The following is an 18507-nucleotide window of genomic DNA, read 5'->3' as shown; positions in this document are numbered from 1 at the left end:
TTTTCTAAATTTTCAGGTATTCAAAGTTAATAAAACTTCGAGAAGTATTTTAAACTCCATAAGCCACCTTCAAAAAAGTTTTTAAATCTGTTGGCTTACGACCCAAAAATTCTTCTAAAGCAGAATAAGTAACATCAAAATCTCCATTTTTAATCCCAGCTGCAAATAAAACCGACATAATAACAATTCCTTCTGGCAAACCAAATTGTTTGAGTGAAGCTTCAAAAGCTTCTGATTCTGGACTTACATACCCTACCGTTTTTCCCGAAAGATTCGATAACTCAGCAGCAATATCAGCAAACGAATGAGCTTCGGCCCCTGTCAGATTGTAAGTTTTATTTTCGTGGCCTGTTGAAGCAAGAATATTGGCAGTTGCTTCGGCTAAATCTATTCGTGAAGCAAAAGCAACTTTTCCTTCACCACCTGCAAAGAAGATACCAGTTTCGAGAGCAGTTGGCCCAGCAAACATTGGGATTACCTCCTGATAAAGACTATTTTGTAAGAAAGTGTAAGTAAGTCCGCTCACCTTGATATAATCTTCAGTTTGGTAATGGTCTCCTAAAAGTGGTTTCAAAGGTGAAGTTTCAATATTTTTTAGTGTTACACCTGTATAAAAAATATGTTGAACTCCAGCAGCTTTTGCAGCATCAACTACATTTTTATGCTGTCCTAAACGTTCATTAAAATCATTAGAGGAAACCAACAGTACTTTTTCAACACCTTCAAAAGCTTTTGTTAATGATTCCTTATCAAAATATGTTCCTACTCTTACATCTACACCTTTTACTTTTAAATCTGTCGCTTTACTGGCATCTCTTACCAATACCGCTAATTCACTTGCTGGCATTTTTTTCAATAGATTTTCTACTACTAAACCACCTAGTTGTCCGGTTCCACCTGTTACCAATATCATATCTTTAAAATTTTTGTTAATAATTTGTTTTCGATGGCACAAAAGTATATTAACTTAGCTATATAAAATATATCAGTATACTTTTGTATAGTAGTATCAAAAAGTATAGTACTCTAATAATCAACAAGATGCAGATACTAAAATTAGAAAATGTAAAGAAATGTCCAGTTTCTTACGTATTGGCTATTCAAGATACACTCAACGCTTTTCAAGGGAAATGGAAAATGCCAATTATTGGCACTTTATTATTTGGGAAGAAACGTTTCAAGGAAATTGAGCGAGAAATTACAAAAATTACCCCCCGAATGCTCTCACAAGAACTAAAAGATTTAGAAGCCAACGGAATTATTAGTAGAAGTGTTTACAATACCACACCTGTAACGGTAGAATACGAATTGACTGAATCTGGGAAGCAATTAAGCAGTGTTTTAGAAGCGATGATTACTTGGGGCTTGCAACACCGTGAAGCTAATATGGTACAATTACTACCCGTTTTTCAGGAAAAAAAAGAAGCGGTTTAATATTTTTATCAAAAAGTATGACACACCTGTATTCGATAAGATTTTGCAGGTGTGTCGTCTACATTATTTTTCAATTTTCCTCCAAATTTCTTCTAACTCCTTATTTTTTTCTCCCTTATGCCCTTTTGATTCTTTATTGATATAATCAATGCGTTCTTTGGTCATTGGGTGCGAATTTAGATATGCGGGCATTTTATCAACGCCATATTTTTTTTCTTCTTCATGCAGGCGTTCCATAAGTCTAGTCATGCCTTTGGGGTCAAGTTTATTATGAAACATGATTTCGAGTCCTTCTAAATCTGCTTCTTTTTCCATCTCGCGAGTAAAACCCAATTCATAAATATTATTGGCTTGGCTCACCATGATATTCCCGATTGAATTCATATCACCAACAATCACCGAAACCACCATCGAACCAGCCAAACTTCTCGAAAGCCCTTTTAAAGAATGGCGTTCTTTCACGTGAGTTACTTCGTGCGATAGCAAAGCGGCTAATTCTTCAGGCGTTTTAATTTTCTCAAGAATGGCATCAAATACTACTACATTGCCGCCAGGTAAAGCAAAAGCATTTATTTGTTTATCCTTTACTACCGTAAATTTGAGCGGATATTTAGTCTGGAAATCTATTTTCTTAGCAAATATTTGTAGTTGTTTGGTTCGTTCTTGGTCAATTTCTTTTCCGCCAACAAAACTATCATAAAACTGTTTTCCTAACTCAACTTCGGTCTCAACTGGAATCTGAGCAGCAACATATTCAGCAATTTTAGGTAACAACAAGAAGTAAAAACCCACAGTAATAGCTACAAAAATTGCTATCGTAATTAATAAACCCCTAAAACCCGCTCCTGCCAATTCATTAGCAAATGCCCAAAATCCCTCTCGGCGTTTAGGCAAATAGTTTTCTAGTGCTTTGTTTAAAGGAGAATCTAACAAAAATTCAAGGTATTGATGCGGAAAGTCTCCGTATTGTAGCATCGTTTTCCCTTTTCCCGTAAATGAACTATATTCAATTTTAGGTATCTGCCATTCTACCTCTCCATTCCCGTACTTAATAATCAACCTATCTCCTACGAAATTCACTTGAGCTTCGTAGGGTTGGCTGGTTTTACCATCGTAATATATTGCTACGTATTCCATGATTATAGTATTTTAGATATGGTGTATTAGGCCAAATCAATATCTAACCAATCGCCGAGGTCTTCGCCAGTGGCATCTCGATAATTGCTTTCTGTTTGAGTTAAAGCGTCAGGGTCAAACGAGCCATCAATTGCTAAACGCGGCATAATAAAATGCAATGTACGGATTTCAACAAAAGGCGTAGCAATACCCAAAGTAAACACAATTAGGAGCATATTAGTGATACTTAAAACAAATAAATCGCTAAAAGTCATATTCAATTTTACCCCGTGCCATTGCTTGTTTTGATACAAGTAGGTATTATCGGCGTAATATTGAAAAATTTCTCGCTGACGCATCAAAGCCAATGCACCTATAATGGCAATAACAAAGAAATAAGTAAGAATTAACCATATAATAAATCCAAATGAAGGAGTACTCATTTTTTCTAAACTATCTGGACTGATGAAGCTTGACATACTAACGCCAAAAATTCCAAACATCATCATAACTACAAAAAATGCAGCAAACATAAATGCGAAATATTTGAGCTTGATAAGGAATAAATCTCCCCCTTTGCCCACAAAATCAAATTCAGCACTACCAAAACGAACATTTTGGGTAACATACTTGCGTAAATCAATTTCCAGCCAAGATAAATAAATTCCAAATGTGAAAAGAGTAAGCAATACACCTATAAAAAATTTAGCGAAAAGTTCACCTAATTGACCACGATATCCAAAGAATATCCCACGCCATGTGGTTCGAGACAAACGGTATTTAGCTGTACCATGAATGGCTAAAGGATAAACCAAAATCAAACCGCCATATAACAGTAAAAAGCCCAAAATGAAGCGATTATCACCTCTTGCCCACCAAAAACCGCCATATATTACAATCAAAATTAGAAGAAGTTTTAAGTATCCTATAAACATTTCTCGGCCTGTACCGTGAAACTTGAAACGACTTCCAGCAAATTCTGTTTGCTCATATAGGTAATTTAGCTTGGCTGCCTTCGCCCAAGGATAATAAAAGTTGAAAGTAACCACTTGTAAAATGGCATTTATTAGCCTAATAACAAAGTACTGTGTTCCTTCACCATGAAACGATAAAAACCACGGAGCATGAAAGATTGGTTGTTTTGGCTCCGCTTGAACTGGGGGTTCTACCTGAGGTGGGGTTTCTTCAACAGGTAAATCTTGTGTTCCTTCCGTTGCTTTATTCTCATTTTCAGAAGAAGTTTGTAAGCTTTTTAAGTTATCATCAGTAGTTTCTAAAGAATTGTCTTCAGGTAAATGTTCAGTCATTGAAGTTGAATAATTGATGTGAATAATGGTAAGCGTAACATATTTTGTGGGGAAATATACATATACTTTGGCTATTATTGAGAAATACACGCGTATTATTTATTGAATGTAGTTTAAAATAAAAAAGGTTGTGGGCTTTGCTCACAACCTTTTTTATTTTAAACATTCAGGCTAAACCTTCTTTCAACAAATCATGAAGATGAACAAAACCAATTAATTGCCTGCCTTCAACGACTACTAATTGCGTAATACTTTTTTCTTGCATTATTGCCAATGCACTAGCAGCATATTCATCTGGTGAAACTGCTTTCGGAGTAGCATTCATGATATCTTTTGCTCTTAGGTTTGAAAAATCCTGCTGTTTATTTAACATTCTTCTCAAATCTCCATCAGTAATGATGCCTTGTAGCTCGTTATTGTCATTTACTACCGCTGTTGCTCCCAAAAGTTTTGAAGTCATTTCAAGAATTACCGCCTGCACATCTGCCAATTCATGCACTTTAGGAACAGCATTATGTGGGAAAATATCTCTTACTTTTAAGTAAAGTTTCTTACCCAAACTTCCTCCCGGATGATATTTAGCGAAGTCTCTACTCGTAAAGTCACGTGCTTCAAGCAAACACATGGCCAAAGCATCACCTAATGCCAAGGCTACTGTTGTAGAAGTTGTTGGAGCTAAATTAAGTGGGCAGGCTTCACGGACTATGTGAGCATTTAGGATAAAATCAGAATTTTTGGCCAAATATGAGTTTACATTACTCACCATCGCAATCAATTGATTTCCGAATCTTTTCAAAAGGGGCACCAATACTTTTATTTCAGGGGTATCTCCACTTTTCGAAATACAAAGCACAATATCATCATTTTGAATCATTCCTAAATCTCCATGAATAGCATCTGCTGCATGCATAAAAATAGCAGGGGTGCCCGTAGAGTTCATGGTTGCTACAATTTTTTGACCAATAATTGCACTTTTCCCAATTCCTGTTACAATTAATCTACCCTTTACACCAAGAATTGCTTCTACACAAGCCTCAAATTCATCGTTAATATAACTTTTCAAAGAAAGAATTGCCTCCGCTTCATCTTGCAAAACTTTTTTAGCAACGCTTTGTATTTTTTTTTCTAACTTCGTATTCACTTTATTAATCCTTGTTTTAATAACAAAAGTACTTGATGTTTGCTCAGCTAACAAGATAAAGCTAAGCAAAAGATATTTGTCTGAAAAATAAAACTTGGTTGATTTAGTATAGAATTCTAAGTTTAATTACGCCTAACTCACAAAAATAATTCAATCGTTAATTGAAAAATAAATACTAACTTAGCGTAATTACTCACCTATTATAATTATTCCGTACAGCAATATTGCATTTATGGTAGACGCAGCGATACAACAGACCTTAAAAGAAAAACTAAAAGAAATCTTTGGCTTTGACGCCTTCAGAGGCGAACAAGAGCCCATTATCCATAACATTGTGAGCGGTAAAAACACATTTGTGATTATGCCAACTGGGGCAGGAAAATCACTTTGTTACCAGCTACCAGCAATGGTTTTGGATGGGACTGCTATTGTTATTTCGCCACTGATTGCTCTCATGAAAAACCAAGTTGACCAAATGTCAGCTTTTGGAATCAATGCTCAGTTTTTAAACTCGACTCTCAATAAGTCGGAAATGACCCGTGTGAAGAATGATGTAATGAGCGGCGATTGTAAATTATTATACATTGCACCCGAATCATTAACCAAAGAAGATAATCTTACATTCTTGAAAAAAGCCAAGCTTTCGTTTATTGCGGTAGATGAAGCTCACTGTATTTCAGAATGGGGCCACGATTTCAGACCTGAATACCGTAGAATCAGAGGTATTATTGATGATATCGACCCAAATCTTCCAATTATTGCCCTTACAGCTACGGCCACCCCGAAAGTCCAGCAGGATATTCAGAAAAACCTTAGTATGGAGCAATCGCATATCTTCAAGTCTTCATTTAATCGTAAGAATCTCTATTACGAAATCCGACCGAAGATTGACTCTAAGAAGCAACTTATCAAGTATATTGCCAACAACAAAGGTAAATCAGGTATTATTTATTGCTTGAGCCGTAAGAAAGTTGAGGAAATTGCTGGGTTATTAAATGTCAATGGTATTAAGGCCTTGCCTTATCATGCAGGTTTAGATGCCGATACTCGCATGAAAAACCAAGATGCATTCTTAAATGAAGAATGTGATATAATTGTTGCTACGATTGCTTTTGGAATGGGTATTGATAAACCCGATGTTCGCTTCGTAATTCACTATGATGCACCGAAATCGCTCGAAGGTTATTATCAGGAAACTGGCCGAGCGGGTCGTGATGGCCTAGAGGGCAACTGCTTGATGTTCTATGCTTATGATGACATTCTGAAGTTAGAAAAATTCAATAAAGATAAAACAGTTACTGAAAGAGATAATGCTCGTGCATTGCTTATGGAGATGGTGGCTTATTCAAACTTAGGTGTTTGCCGTCGTCGTCAGTTACTCAGCTATTTTGGTGAATATACAGATAAAGACTGCGGTTTCTGCGATAACTGTATCAAGCCAACCAAAAAAATAAAAATCGAAGATGAAGCCGTACTCGGCTTGAAAGCAATCATCCAGTCGGGCGAAAGATTTGATGTTCAACACATTGCCGATATCTTAACAGCGAATACATCAAACCCATATATTCGCAGCTACGAACACGATAAACTAGAAGTTTATGGTAAAGGAAAAGGCATGTTTGTTGCCCATGATGAAGATGACGAAGACGATGAGGAAGAAGAAGAAGAGGTAGAATTAGAATTGTCAGAAGAAGATGAGGAGGATGAAGAAACAAAACCTGTTGCTGCAAAATCTTCTAAACCTAGCAAAAAAGCCGAGAAGCCTACTAAGAAATCCGATAATAAGCGTACTGCTAATGATTATTGGGTATCAATCCTTCGCCAAATGATGGTGCTGGGCTATATTGAAAAAGATATTGAGAATAGCTACGGTGTAGTAAGAGTTTCAGAAAAGGGTCATAAATTCATCGAAGATTCTTATCCAATCACTATTGCAGAAGACCATAACTACGAAAATACTGAAAGTAGTGATGATGACGATATTACAACCAATAATAGTTCTTCGGGCGGAGGTGCTTTCGATGCGGCATTATTTGAATTATTAAAAGCTCTTCGTAAAAAAATTGCCAAAGAGAAAAACGTACCACCTTATGTAGTATTCCAAGACCCTTCGCTTGAAGAAATGGCTACTACCTACCCTACAACTCAACAAGAGTTAGCCCAAATAAATGGCGTAGGTATGGGTAAAGTACAGAAATTTGGCAAACCTTTCCTCGACTTAATTACGAAGTATGTTGATGACAACGAGATTGAAACTACTCAAGATTTAGTGGTAAAATCAGCTGTAAATAAATCGAAGATTAAGATTTATATTATTCAACAAATCGACCGTAAGATTAACCTCGATGAAATTGTTGAGGCAAAAGACCTTACGATGGCTGAATTAATTGAGGAAATCGAACATATTTGTTATTCGGGCACACGTCTGAATCTCGACTACTACATTAATCAAGTCATTGACCCAGAACGCCAAGATGAAATCTACGATTACTTCATGTCGGCAGAAACAGATAATATCGCAGTAGCTTTGAAAGAATTTGAAAGCGATGATATTACAGAAGAAGAACTTCGATTGATGCGTATTAAATTCTTATCAGAAATGGCCAATTAAGGGGAATTATTGACCCTAGAAAAGAGGCATAAAATAGAGTTTTAGTAGATAAAGCTCTGTTTTATGCCTTTTTCATATAAAAAATTCAAACTATTTGCTAAATAAATCGAACATTAATAGCTTTTTTGGAAAATAAAACCAACATTTGTAAAAATTTACCATTCTAATTATTTACATATCATGAACATTTTTGTTGGAAGTCTGCCTTTTAAAATCCAAGAAAGCGAATTAAAGCAGTATTTTGAAGAGTATGGCGAAGTATCATCAGTCAAAATTATCACTGACAAATTCACTGGAAGAAGCAAAGGTTTTGCATTCGTAGAAATGCCAGACGATGCAGCAGCACAAAAAGCAATTAATGCGTTAAACGGCTCAGATATTGGTGGACGCTCAGCAGTAGTAAACCAAGCTGAAGAAAAAAGAGATAACCGCGGTGGCGGTGGTGGCGGTTACAATCGTGGAGGCGACAGAGGTGGCTATAACCGTGATAATAACCGAAACAGATATTAATTCGAGAAAAATAGACGAACGACTCTTTAGGCTTTCTAAGGAGTCGTTTTTTATGCCCTCCCCAATAAAAATAGGGAAGCTTCTTGGTAGAAACTCCCCTATTTCAGTATACACTTACATATTATAAGTTGATTCTAAATCCTAACTTTTTATAATTTTCATTAGGTTTAATATCACTTCCGTTTCCTTCTAATACCAACACCAACACTACGCTTGTTCCGGCAGCAGCTGGAGCTTTTAAGATATTAATTTTGCAATCGCCAAAGCTAGATTTTGCAGGAATTTTCACTGAGCCACCTTCAAGTGTATAATGTACACCTTCTTTAGCTGTTGTTTCATTTGGGTCAACCGAAAACTTGATTGATTCCTCATTTTCACGCTGACGACCTACTAAATTAATACGACGAGTTTGTACACCCGCACCATTAGCAACTGCGATGATTGGAAATGTTTTATTCAATGCAGGGGCAGTTACAACGGCATCTTGAAACTCTACCAAATACATCGAATCGAATACAGGTTGGTTGTCTTTAAAGCATGATGACATGATGATTGTACTCATCATTACTAATGCTATACCTAATATTTTTTTCATATTATGATTTACGTTTTTTAAAATTTAAGCATTCAAAATAATGGAATTCTTGAGGAATTAATATCCAGCATTTTGTTTCAAATTAGGGTTCGCCTGAATTTCACGTACTGGAAGTGGTGCCAACATACGGAAATCTGTGAATCCTATACTTTGTACTGGAGCCGCTTTAGAAATATCTAATCCCAAGCGTTTCAAATCAAAGAAACGATGTCCTTCAAATGCTAACTCTAAGCGACGTTGCTTCAATATCTCGTTGATTAAAGCTGCTCCTGCAAGATCTTTTGCTGCTGGTAAACCTGCACGTGTACGAATCACGTTTAAATCAGCTAATGCACCTGTTACATTACCAGTTCTAGCAAGAGCTTCAGCACGATTTAAGTACATTTCCGAAACTCTGATTACAGGAATGTTATCAAGGTTTACTTGGCCACTTCTTCCTAAGAATTTCGTACATTCAATTTCAGCAGTTCCACGACCTGCAGTACCTAACTCATACATTGAACGACGTACATCAACAATAACTTTACCTGTAGAATCTCTCTCCGACTCATAAGCATCTAAAAGTGCTTTGGTTGGTACTAAATCTCCAAAACCACCTGTAGTTGTACGGTTTCCTGAAGCAATCAAAGTAGTATAAGTAGTTTGTAGAGAAGTATTTACACCAATATTCTCATTTGTCTGATACTGAATTTCAAAGATAGACTCTGGGTGATTTGCCGAACGCCAAGCAGAAACATAATTATCCCTTGCTTGGAAACGACCAACACTACCAGCAGCCAAAGCATCAGTTGCGTATTTCGCAGCATTTGCATAATCACCACGGTATAAAGCTACACGTGATAACATTGCTTGAGCAGCAGTTTTATTAGCAAAAGCAGCAGATGCCGCCTTATTTGCACTTGTAAACTTAGCGATTGAGTTATTCAAGTCAGCATAGATTGACTCATATACATCATTGATTGACGCACGACCTTCTAACTTGATTTGAGTCGCATCAACAACTCCAGATTTCAATAAAGGCACACCACCTTTACTTACTTCTTTAAGCTCAACTGATGGCTCATAAGCATAAGCACGCATCAATTCAAAGTAAAGCAAACCTCTGATGAACAAAGCCTGTGCTTCAACAAAATCTTTGTTTGCTTGAGTCATTTTTTCAACCTTTGGCAACGCATCTAATACAAGGTTTGCTTGGTTGATAGCAAAATATGAAGTTTGCCAGTGAATAAAATGAGCATTTACCTGATTTTGATATTCAGCGTTCAAACGACCAGATTTATTGGTTGCTCTTCCGTTATCGGCCAAAGCCTCAGGAATAGCTACTAAATCTCTACCATAAAGGTTGGTTGATTGTAATCTATCGTAGATACCATTTACTGCTGCATTGATAGCATCTTCAGTGGTAAGGGCAGTCACAGAATCAATCGAAGCACGTGGCTGCACATCAAGTAGATCAGTACAAGATGCAAACGTCAGCACTAAGCTTAAGACTGCTATTTTCAATGAATATTTTCCTTTCATGTTTGTATCAAATTAATTCTTTCTTGATGTTTGAAATTATAGACCAAGTTGTAAACCAAATGTTAAAGTTTTAGGCTGAGGAATAGTTCCGTTGTTTCCACTTCCTAAGTTGATAAACTCAGAGTCGAAACCAGTCCATTTGCTCCAAGTATATAGGTTATATCCTTGAACATATAATCTTGCTCTGTCAATTTTCACACGCTTCAATAGAGCAGTTGGGAAAGTATAACCAAACGTAGCAGTTTTCAAACGAATGAATGAAGCATCTTCATAGAAACGAGAACCTGCTGTGATACCTGAGCCTAATACTTCTGCATTACCATTGAATGGGCGTGGTACAGTTGTAATTTGGCCTGGGGTAGTCCAACGATTATCGTACATTGATTGTAAAGTATTGAAAGTTCTACCACCATTTTCAGCCATAAATGCTGATTGGTTATTAAATACTGTTCTTCCAAATTCGTAGTTGAAGAATACTTCTAAATCAAATCCTTTGAATGAGAAAGTGTTTGTTAAACCACCATAATATTTTGGAATCTGACTACCAATAATTTTCGAGTAAGAATCAGGGTTACCAGCTAAACGATAAATGATATTACCATTATTATCATACCACATCGCACGACCAGTTGCTGGGTTCACACCTGCATACTCAGCTGTATAGATTGAGTTAACAGGGTATCCAATCTTAATCCATGCATCAGCCGCACGACCTGGTAGTACAGTAAGTGTATCATAAAGTTTTGTAACTTTATTATCAATTTGGGTGAAATTGAAAGAAGTAGTCCACTTAAATCCTCTATTATTAGCTGATTTATCAATATTAATAGTCTTGATATCAAACTCTAAACCTCTATTTTCTAATGAACCTACGTTTTCAGAGATAGTGCTATAACCACTCAACCAAGTTACAGGACGGTCTAGAATCAAATCCTTACTCGTACGAATAAAGTATTCTACCGAACCTTGTACTTTATTATTGAATAAACCATAATCTACTGCAAAGTTTGTAGTAATATTTTTCTCCCACTTCAAGTTAGGGTTGCTAAGCTGAGTTGGAGCAATACCACTCACACCATTGTAGTTGAAACCACCACCATACAAACCTCTTGAATCAAAATTACCGATTTGGTCACTACCTAATGCACCGTAACTAACACGAAGTTTTAACTGATTTACGTAAGCATTGTTTTTCAAGAATGCTTCTTGCGATAAATCCCAACCAGCCGAAACTCCTGGGAAGAAACCCCAAAGGTTGTTTGCACCGAAACGTGATGAACCATCATAACGAGCTGTTAAACCAAATAAGTATTTACCAGCATAATCGTAGCTCACTCTACCAAAAACACCTGCTTTTTTGTAACCAGACCAAGAAGCAAAAGTCGTGATTGGGTTAGCGGCAGCACCTGCTACAGTAAACTGTGGCGTAGGTACACCTTCTGCTGATTGCTGTACGTTTTCAGATTGGTCGCTTCTATATTCACCACCTACGAGTGCATTCAAATTATGAACTGTGTTGAACTGTTTGTCGTAGTTCAATACTGCATTCAACAAAATGTTAATGTTCTCAGTATTTTGGTTTTGAATTCTACCTTTCACGTTAAACGCATCGGCCGTACGTGGGTCTTGGAAATTATAACCTTTAATATAACGGTAGTCAATACTTGCAGATGGGCGGAATGAAAGCCCTTGCATGATTTTGTAAGTAAGTGTAGTCGAAGCGATTGCCTGATTAGTACGTGATTGAATTTTGTTCAAATCACTAACCATTAATACGTTTTGGTTTAGGATACCTGCAATACCACCTTCAGCTGGTGTACCGTTATAAGTTCCATCATCTTTATAGATTGGATTATGCGGCAGAATCAACGGTGAAGAGAACGTTGGCGAGCCTAAGAAGCTACCACCACCAGGACCACCAAATTGACCACGTTGTACGAACGAGCTCAAATTAATTGAGTTATCAATCGATAAGCGAGAAGTAATTTTGTTGCTGATTTTAGCGTTGATATTTCCACCTTTATAATCAACATTACGAACGTTTGCGTCGTTAGTATTATATGTTCCAGAAAGATAGAAAGTAGATTTATCGCTACCTCCGCTTAAACTTACGCTATAGTTATTTGTTCTTCCTGATACATATGCTTCTTTTTGCCAATCATAAGTTGGTAAAGCTGCGATTTGGTCAGCCGTTAAATTTGGGTCAAGACGAACACCACTTAGAGCGTTTCTTAAAGCGGTAGTTGGCTCTGTACCTTGATTAACCAACGCTTCTGTACGCACTTTAATCCAATCTTGCGTATTCAATACATCTAAATACTTTGTTGGTTGTACAAATCCACTGTAATAATCAACATTTACTTTTGTTGCACCAGATTTTCCTTTTTTAGTGGTAATCAAAACAACACCATTGGCAGCAGCAGCACCATAAATAGCCGCAGAAGCTGCATCTTTCAATACTTCGATTGATTCGATGTCATTTGGATTAAGATAGTTTAAAGGATTAGTACTTGTAAAGGCAGCCGAACCACTGTTAGAGTTGATTTGTACCCCATCAACCACATATAGTGGGTCTGTACCACCCTTGATAGTACCAACACCACGTACACGTACTTGTGCAGCACCACCAGGCGTACCGTTTGCACCTAAAATCTGAACCCCTGCCGCACGTCCTTGGAGTGCTTTGTCAAAAGAGTTAGTTGGCATAGTTGCAATTTCAGAACCCTTTACTGACGCCTGTGAGCCTGTCAATGTTCTACGAGACTGCGTACCATAGCCTACAACAACTGCTTCTGAAAGTTCAGTTGCATCTGGTACTAATTGTAAATCAACAATTGTACGGTTGTTCACTCCAACTTGCTGTGAAGTAAAACCAATGAAACTAAAAATAAGAGTGGCATTGCCTGGAACTGTTATTTTGTACACACCAGAGGCATCAGTTGTTGTTCCTCGGCTAGTTCCTTTTACTGAAACACTTACTCCCGGAAGTGGAGCACCATCATCTGAAGATGTAACCTTACCCGAAACAGTTTTATCTTGTGCAAATGCTTGCAAACCCATAAAAACTGCAATAAGGAGGCATAGTAGATTTTTCCTCATCATTTGTTTTGTTTTAGTTAGTTTGTTAATAGTTAAACTTGCAATAATTAAATTTACAATAATTAGGGTGCAAAATTAATGTTGTTACACACACAATACAACATTTTTAAAAACAATCTAAAGAGGGTTTTTGTTTTAATATAGTTTTAATATTTTCAAAACTATATTTGGTAAAACCTCAAAAACTCCCAAAAACAACAATTCACGTAGTAAACGAATATAAATTCGGATACTATCGCCTAGGTAAAACAAAAAAGGCAGCCTTTAGGCTGCCTTTTTTGTTCAAGAAAAATTTTTCTTAATTAGTCCACATCCCAGAATAATCTAGTAGTAAAGTAATCAATTGTTCCTTGAGCAGATACGTTTGCAGAATTTGAACCAGATTCAGTATTTGGATACAATACCCTAACAGGACGCTTGTTATCAACTACTTGAATACTTTGTGGAATGCTCGGAATACCTGTTTTACGGTATTCAGCCCAAGCTTCAAACCCATTTAAGTTCGAATGTGCAATCCATTTTTGGTAGGCAATTGCATTTAGCTTATTAGTTGATGCAACGTAATCATAGTTATTGATACCACTTCCTTTAAATGCTGCGGCATCAGCTGCTTTAGCTCCCAAAGCACGGTATGACTGAGCTATTCCTTCTTCAAAATAAGATTGAGCTGTTCCTGGAAGTGTTACATCTGGATATCTTTCCTTAGCTTCAGCCAAATTTAATTGTACTTCGGCAGCAGTTAAGACAACATAAGAACGATTAAACTCACCTTTTACCAAAAGACTTGGACCAACAGCCGATGTATTGGCAGGTAAATAACCAGAACTTGCACCAAAAGGAGTTCCTGTATAGTTTGAAGCAATTTCTGCTTTGGCACTTACACCCGGAGTTGCACCTTCATTACCAACTGCGTAAGCAATTCTTTTCATACGAAGTGTATCTTTATTGGCTTTCATTTCATCAATCAAGAATTTCGTAATACGTGGGAAGTTATTCAATGCTCTTCTTGCACCAGTTGCATCATATCCCCAACGATCATATACTGGGTTTAATTTACCGGCAGTTGCTAAGAAGAAGCTTGTTCCACCCACGCCAACATCTTCACCAGTTATAAAGCCAGAGCCCTCTGAAACGATTTTATTAATTTCAGTTTTGATATACGAATCTCTACCTGAAACTCTTGCTTGACGCATCAAAATTCTCATCTTCAAAGAATTTGCAAACTTAATCCATTTAGTATTATTTCCTTTAAATACTATATCAGAACCTGTATATGCACTTGCAAAAGCATTCGCTTTAATATCTACAATTGCTTCATCTAAAGTTTTGATAAGCTCTTCATATACAGCTTTTTGGTCATCAAACTTTGGTGCTAATGAACTTACCCCTTTCAAAGCATCAGAGTATGGAACGTTTCCGTACAAATCAACTAATTGTTGGAATAACAATGCTTTCATAATTTTCGCAGGCCCTTTCAAGAATTTTTGGTTGTAAGAATCTGCATTATTAATTACAAACTGATAATCATTCAAATTATCATAATAACCATCCCAGTAGTTAAAATCACCATTGGTAAAGTTATACGCAAAGGTAGTTGTCGAAATGATATAACCATTTGACTGTGTCCATTGTCCTGACCAGTAAGAACCCGTTTCACTTGGCGAGACCATGTTAGCTGCCGATGTATTCAACGCATTCGTAAACACGTAGTTTGGCGAAGCTGTTGGCAATGTATTTGGATTTGTGTTGATGTCTAAGAATTTCTCGTTACAAGCACTCCCTAACAACGTCACAAATGCTAATGCTAATATTGATTTAATTTTCATTTGAGAGTTTAGTTTTAGTTTGCAATTAGAATGATAAATTTAAGTTCACACCATACTGACGAACAGGAGGTGTTTGGGTTGTATTGTTGATACCCAAACCATTACCAGTTGTATAACTAAATTCTGGGTCAGTATAGTAGTTCTTTTTATCAACTATTGTAAGCAAGTTACGACCATAAATTGCAATACTTGCTGTTGAGAAAACTTTAGTTTTAGCGAGTAATTTTTCTGGAATGCTGTATGAGAAGTTGATATCACGTAATTTGATGAACCAACCTGGACTTACGAAGTTTTCAGAAATTAAACGATAGTTATCTACCCAAAGAGCATATTCTGCTTCACGTACATTTACTGTAGTATTAGGTGTAACAGTCTTACCATCTGCATTTAAGATTGCAGAGTTAGGGTAGATATGTGGAAGACGGTCTGAAGTCCATCCACCTGAACCTGTAAATGTCATCTGACGACCTAAGTCACTAAACATTACGTTTCCACCACGATATTCGAAGTTGAAGTTGAATGCAAAGCTACCATAAGCTAATTTAGAACCTAAACCAATAATATGACGCGGAAGTGTACCACCACGTGAAGTAAGCGTAGTGTTTCTCAATGGATAACCAGTAGTTCCATTAACTAATACATAACCCGAGCCATCTGGAGCATATTGATAACCATCTGTCTTCAACATTGGGAATCTCATACCTTTGATTACGTTTGTATTTGCATAAGAATATCCACCATATTGGAATTCATTTACACCTGGATACAAGTCGATTACTTTATTATCGTTAAACGAGTATCTTACGCCAAAATCCCAATCCAATTTTCCACGCTTCAAAAGAAGGTATTTCAAATCTGCTTCATAACCCCAGTTCTTTGTTTCACCAACGTTAATCAACAAGTTACTGAAACCAGTTGTATTTGGAATCTTAACTGTGATTACCTGTCCTTTTGAAGTTTGAGAATAAGCTGAAACATCTAAAGTTACTCGGTTATTGAATAATTGGAATTCACCACCCACTTCAGAAGAATAAACAGTTTCTGGCTTCAAGAACGCATCAGGAAGCGTATTACCAACAGTCAAACCAACAGTATTTCCGTAAGGGAAGTTAGCACCATTGTTATACACTAGGTCAAGACCATACAATGGAATATTATCATTGGCGTTTTTATTGTAGTTCAAACGAAGTTTAGCATAATTCAAGATATTACTCTTGATTGCCGGAATGGCATCTGTTGCAATAAACGAAACACCTGCACCATAATAAGGATAAGCATAATAGCTTTTCGGACGTGTAGGCTTATAGAAACGAGAAGTATTATCATAACGGAAAGTACCATTCAAAATCAACCAGTTCTTATAATTAGTTGTTAAATCGGCATAATAACCAAATCTACGTTCCATTGTATTTGATTCACCACCCGTTAATTCTCCCTGACGGTTTGCTACGTTATAAACTTCAGGTACTACAATTGAGCTTGAACCAACAGAAATTGATTTTGTATAACGTTGATAAATCGAGCTACCTAAAATCAATTTATTGGCAAATGCACCGAAATCTTTCGTTAATTGAGCTTGGAATTCGTTGTTGATAACGTTTTCTGTAGTTGAATAATCAGAAACACTACCTTGAATATCAGAAATTGCACGATAGATACCTTCGCCATCACCATCAAAATACCAAGGTGAAGGAATATTAGCTTTTGATTTCGCCCAGTCAGAGTACAAGAACTTACCAGTTGTATTTTTACCAGTTCTTGAATTATTCATAACACCCAAACGGTTTGTAAATTGTAACCAGTTCGTAGTCTTATGAATCAATGTGAAGTTACCGCTAATATTAGCATCTTTATATTTTTGGCGGTTATTATCTGCATTGAAATATGGGTTATTATAATAGTCGTTATAATATCCATTCGGATTCGCTTGAGGATTTGTTTGCCAATCTCTCAAATCGCTCAATGGCAAGTTTGCTGGCTGGTTGATAACATCATTATAGAAATCTGAAGAAGTTCTATCATATGCGGCTTGTGTATAACTTGCATCGAAGTTCGACTCTAACTTGTTGAATCTTCTAGTCGCAGAAGCTCTCACACCTGTTCTTTCACTTTTATCATGAGGAACAATACCATTGATTTTTTGATTTTCAACTGATAAGAAGTAAGAACCATTATCATCTCCACCTTGGAAACTCATCTGATTATTAGTAGAAACTCCAATATCAAATGCTTTTCTTCTTGCATTCGGAATAGCCGAATAAGGAATTAATAATTTACTACCATCTTCAGCTACACGTCCTTGAATTCTCATTGTGCCATCAAATGGGTCACCAAATTGTTGGTTTTCGTAAGCTCTCCAGTTTTCTTTCATTCTCACAAGTGGGTCAGTGCTGTAACCCGCTGTTCCAAAAGATTGATAGTAGTGAGAACCCGAACCAAATTTATCTTGAAAATCTGGCAAGAAGTTAATTTGCTCGAAGTTGGTGCTATTCGAGTAATTAACTCTCATTTTTCCTTTTGAACCTTTCTTTGTAGTAATTACTAAAGCTCCGTTAATACCAGCCGAACCATACAGTGTAGCAGCCTGACCACCTTTCAAAATCGAAACACTTTCGATATCGTTAGGGTTAATTAAAGCTAAAACCGTAGAGGTTGTTTGCATACCGTTCAATACTACTAAAGCTTCGTTATTACCAGTTAATGAACGGAAACCACGTAATACGATTTTTACCGATGGGTCAACGCTATTGTTTACGTTATACACTGCCAAACCCGTTACTTTACCTGAAAGTGCCTGTGCTAATTGTGGCGAACGACCAACAGTAATATCATCAGTACTTACTTTAGAGTATGCGTAAGGAATTTCTCTTAAATTTTTACGGATACCTTGTGCAGTCACTACGATTTCTTGTAATTGAGATGCATCTGTTTTCAATTGCACATCAACTACCGTACGATTGTTTAACTCTACAGTTTGAGTTGCAAAACCAATAAAGCTAAATGTAAGGGTTGATTTACCAGAAGTGTTGATTTTGTAAACGCCATTTACGTCAGTGGTTACACCTTTCGAAGTACCTTTGACAATTACACTTACACCTGGGAGTGGAGAGCCATCTTCAGAAGAAGTTACCTTCCCCGAAACTGTTTTGTCTTGGGCAAAAGCAAAGCCAGCCCAAACCAGCATGATGCTGGCAAGTAGAAGTTTCCTCATACAGTTTGTTGTTAGTTTTTAGTTTAGAATATTTGGCATTTCTGCCAATTTGACAATAAAGTTATGGACAAAAACAATATTTTGCAAAGAAAATTAGCGAAGTTTTTATAACCTATTATAAAATATTAAGTATAAA

General features: G+C 36.7%; 12 protein-coding genes. 3 read left to right on the top strand and 9 right to left on the bottom strand.

Going from position 1 to position 18507, the window contains the following annotated elements; translation table 11 throughout:
• Positions 1-49: 49 nt before the first annotated feature.
• Complete coding sequence (locus EMTOL_RS11625; RefSeq protein WP_041693536.1) at positions 50-913, bottom strand: SDR family oxidoreductase; 864 nt, start codon at positions 911-913, stop codon at positions 50-52.
• A 128-nt stretch (positions 914-1041) separates the two neighbouring features.
• On the opposite strand from EMTOL_RS11625, the gene EMTOL_RS11620 reads away from it, so the two are divergent.
• On the top strand, positions 1042-1434 hold the full coding sequence (locus tag EMTOL_RS11620) for a winged helix-turn-helix transcriptional regulator (protein ID WP_015029482.1): 393 nt from the start codon (positions 1042-1044) through the stop codon (positions 1432-1434).
• 63 nt (positions 1435-1497) lie between these two features.
• Here the strand turns inward: EMTOL_RS11620 and EMTOL_RS11615 are convergent, their stop codons facing one another.
• The 3 genes from EMTOL_RS11615 to EMTOL_RS11605 form a co-directional block, all read right to left on the bottom strand.
• Positions 1498-2571, bottom strand: coding sequence for a M48 family metallopeptidase (locus EMTOL_RS11615; protein WP_015029481.1), 1074 nt, complete (start codon positions 2569-2571; stop codon positions 1498-1500).
• 26 nt (positions 2572-2597) lie between these two features.
• On the bottom strand, positions 2598-3857 hold the full coding sequence (locus EMTOL_RS11610; protein ID WP_052315379.1) for a YjgN family protein: 1260 nt from the start codon (positions 3855-3857) through the stop codon (positions 2598-2600).
• A gap of 166 nt (positions 3858-4023) precedes the next feature.
• On the bottom strand, positions 4024-4998 hold the full coding sequence (locus tag EMTOL_RS11605) for a KpsF/GutQ family sugar-phosphate isomerase (protein WP_015029479.1): 975 nt from the start codon (positions 4996-4998) through the stop codon (positions 4024-4026).
• A 232-nt stretch (positions 4999-5230) separates the two neighbouring features.
• Here EMTOL_RS11605 and EMTOL_RS11600 point away from each other — a divergent pair, with 232 nt between their 5' ends.
• The gene (locus tag EMTOL_RS11600; RefSeq protein ID WP_015029478.1) at positions 5231-7609 is read left to right on the top strand and encodes a RecQ family ATP-dependent DNA helicase; all 2379 of its coding nucleotides are present in this window, start codon (positions 5231-5233) and stop codon (positions 7607-7609) included.
• A 180-nt stretch (positions 7610-7789) separates the two neighbouring features.
• Positions 7790-8119: an RNA-binding regulator gene (gene rbp / locus EMTOL_RS11595; protein WP_015029477.1), complete on the top strand. Its 330-nt coding sequence runs from the start codon at positions 7790-7792 to the stop codon at positions 8117-8119.
• Between the two features lie 121 nt (positions 8120-8240).
• On the opposite strand, the gene EMTOL_RS11590 is transcribed toward rbp, so the two are convergent.
• The 5 genes from EMTOL_RS11590 to EMTOL_RS11570 form a co-directional block, all read right to left on the bottom strand.
• On the bottom strand, positions 8241-8714 hold the full coding sequence (locus EMTOL_RS11590) for a DUF4843 domain-containing protein (RefSeq protein WP_015029476.1): 474 nt from the start codon (positions 8712-8714) through the stop codon (positions 8241-8243).
• Positions 8715-8771: 57 nt separating this feature from the next.
• Positions 8772-10235: a RagB/SusD family nutrient uptake outer membrane protein gene (locus tag EMTOL_RS11585; protein WP_015029475.1), complete on the bottom strand. Its 1464-nt coding sequence runs from the start codon at positions 10233-10235 to the stop codon at positions 8772-8774.
• A gap of 36 nt (positions 10236-10271) precedes the next feature.
• Entirely contained in the window at positions 10272-13337 is a 3066-nt protein-coding gene (locus EMTOL_RS11580) for a SusC/RagA family TonB-linked outer membrane protein (RefSeq protein ID WP_015029474.1), read from the bottom strand.
• A gap of 299 nt (positions 13338-13636) precedes the next feature.
• Positions 13637-15160, bottom strand: a complete 1524-nt coding sequence (locus EMTOL_RS11575; RefSeq protein WP_015029473.1) for a SusD/RagB family nutrient-binding outer membrane lipoprotein — start codon at positions 15158-15160, stop codon at positions 13637-13639.
• A gap of 25 nt (positions 15161-15185) precedes the next feature.
• A complete protein-coding gene (locus EMTOL_RS11570; RefSeq protein ID WP_015029472.1) occupies positions 15186-18371 on the bottom strand; it encodes a SusC/RagA family TonB-linked outer membrane protein in 3186 nt (1061 codons plus the stop codon).
• Between the last annotated feature and the right edge of the window lie 136 nt (positions 18372-18507).

The sequence above is a fragment of the Emticicia oligotrophica DSM 17448 genome (assembly GCF_000263195.1).
Lineage (GTDB): Bacteria > Bacteroidota > Bacteroidia > Cytophagales > Spirosomataceae > Emticicia > Emticicia oligotrophica.
The sequence above is the reverse complement of the archived record's forward strand: the minus strand, read 5'-3'. Positions and strand labels throughout refer to the sequence as shown.

What these genes read in the sequence shown, in the direction of transcription:
- EMTOL_RS11625 (WP_041693536.1), bottom strand. Translation starts at nt 913, where the DNA reads ATGATATTGGTAACAGGTGGAACCGGACAACTAGGTGGTTTAGTAGTA.
- EMTOL_RS11620 (WP_015029482.1), top strand. Translation starts at nt 1,042, where the DNA reads ATGCAGATACTAAAATTAGAAAATGTAAAGAAATGTCCAGTTTCTTAC.
- EMTOL_RS11615 (WP_015029481.1), bottom strand. Translation starts at nt 2,571, where the DNA reads ATGGAATACGTAGCAATATATTACGATGGTAAAACCAGCCAACCCTAC.
- EMTOL_RS11610 (WP_052315379.1), bottom strand. Translation starts at nt 3,857, where the DNA reads ATGACTGAACATTTACCTGAAGACAATTCTTTAGAAACTACTGATGAT.
- EMTOL_RS11600 (WP_015029478.1), top strand. Translation starts at nt 5,231, where the DNA reads ATGGTAGACGCAGCGATACAACAGACCTTAAAAGAAAAACTAAAAGAA.
- rbp (WP_015029477.1), top strand. Translation starts at nt 7,790, where the DNA reads ATGAACATTTTTGTTGGAAGTCTGCCTTTTAAAATCCAAGAAAGCGAA.
- EMTOL_RS11590 (WP_015029476.1), bottom strand. Translation starts at nt 8,714, where the DNA reads ATGAAAAAAATATTAGGTATAGCATTAGTAATGATGAGTACAATCATC.
- EMTOL_RS11585 (WP_015029475.1), bottom strand. Translation starts at nt 10,235, where the DNA reads ATGAAAGGAAAATATTCATTGAAAATAGCAGTCTTAAGCTTAGTGCTG.
- EMTOL_RS11580 (WP_015029474.1), bottom strand. Translation starts at nt 13,337, where the DNA reads ATGATGAGGAAAAATCTACTATGCCTCCTTATTGCAGTTTTTATGGGT.
- EMTOL_RS11575 (WP_015029473.1), bottom strand. Translation starts at nt 15,160, where the DNA reads ATGAAAATTAAATCAATATTAGCATTAGCATTTGTGACGTTGTTAGGG.
- EMTOL_RS11570 (WP_015029472.1), bottom strand. Translation starts at nt 18,371, where the DNA reads ATGAGGAAACTTCTACTTGCCAGCATCATGCTGGTTTGGGCTGGCTTT.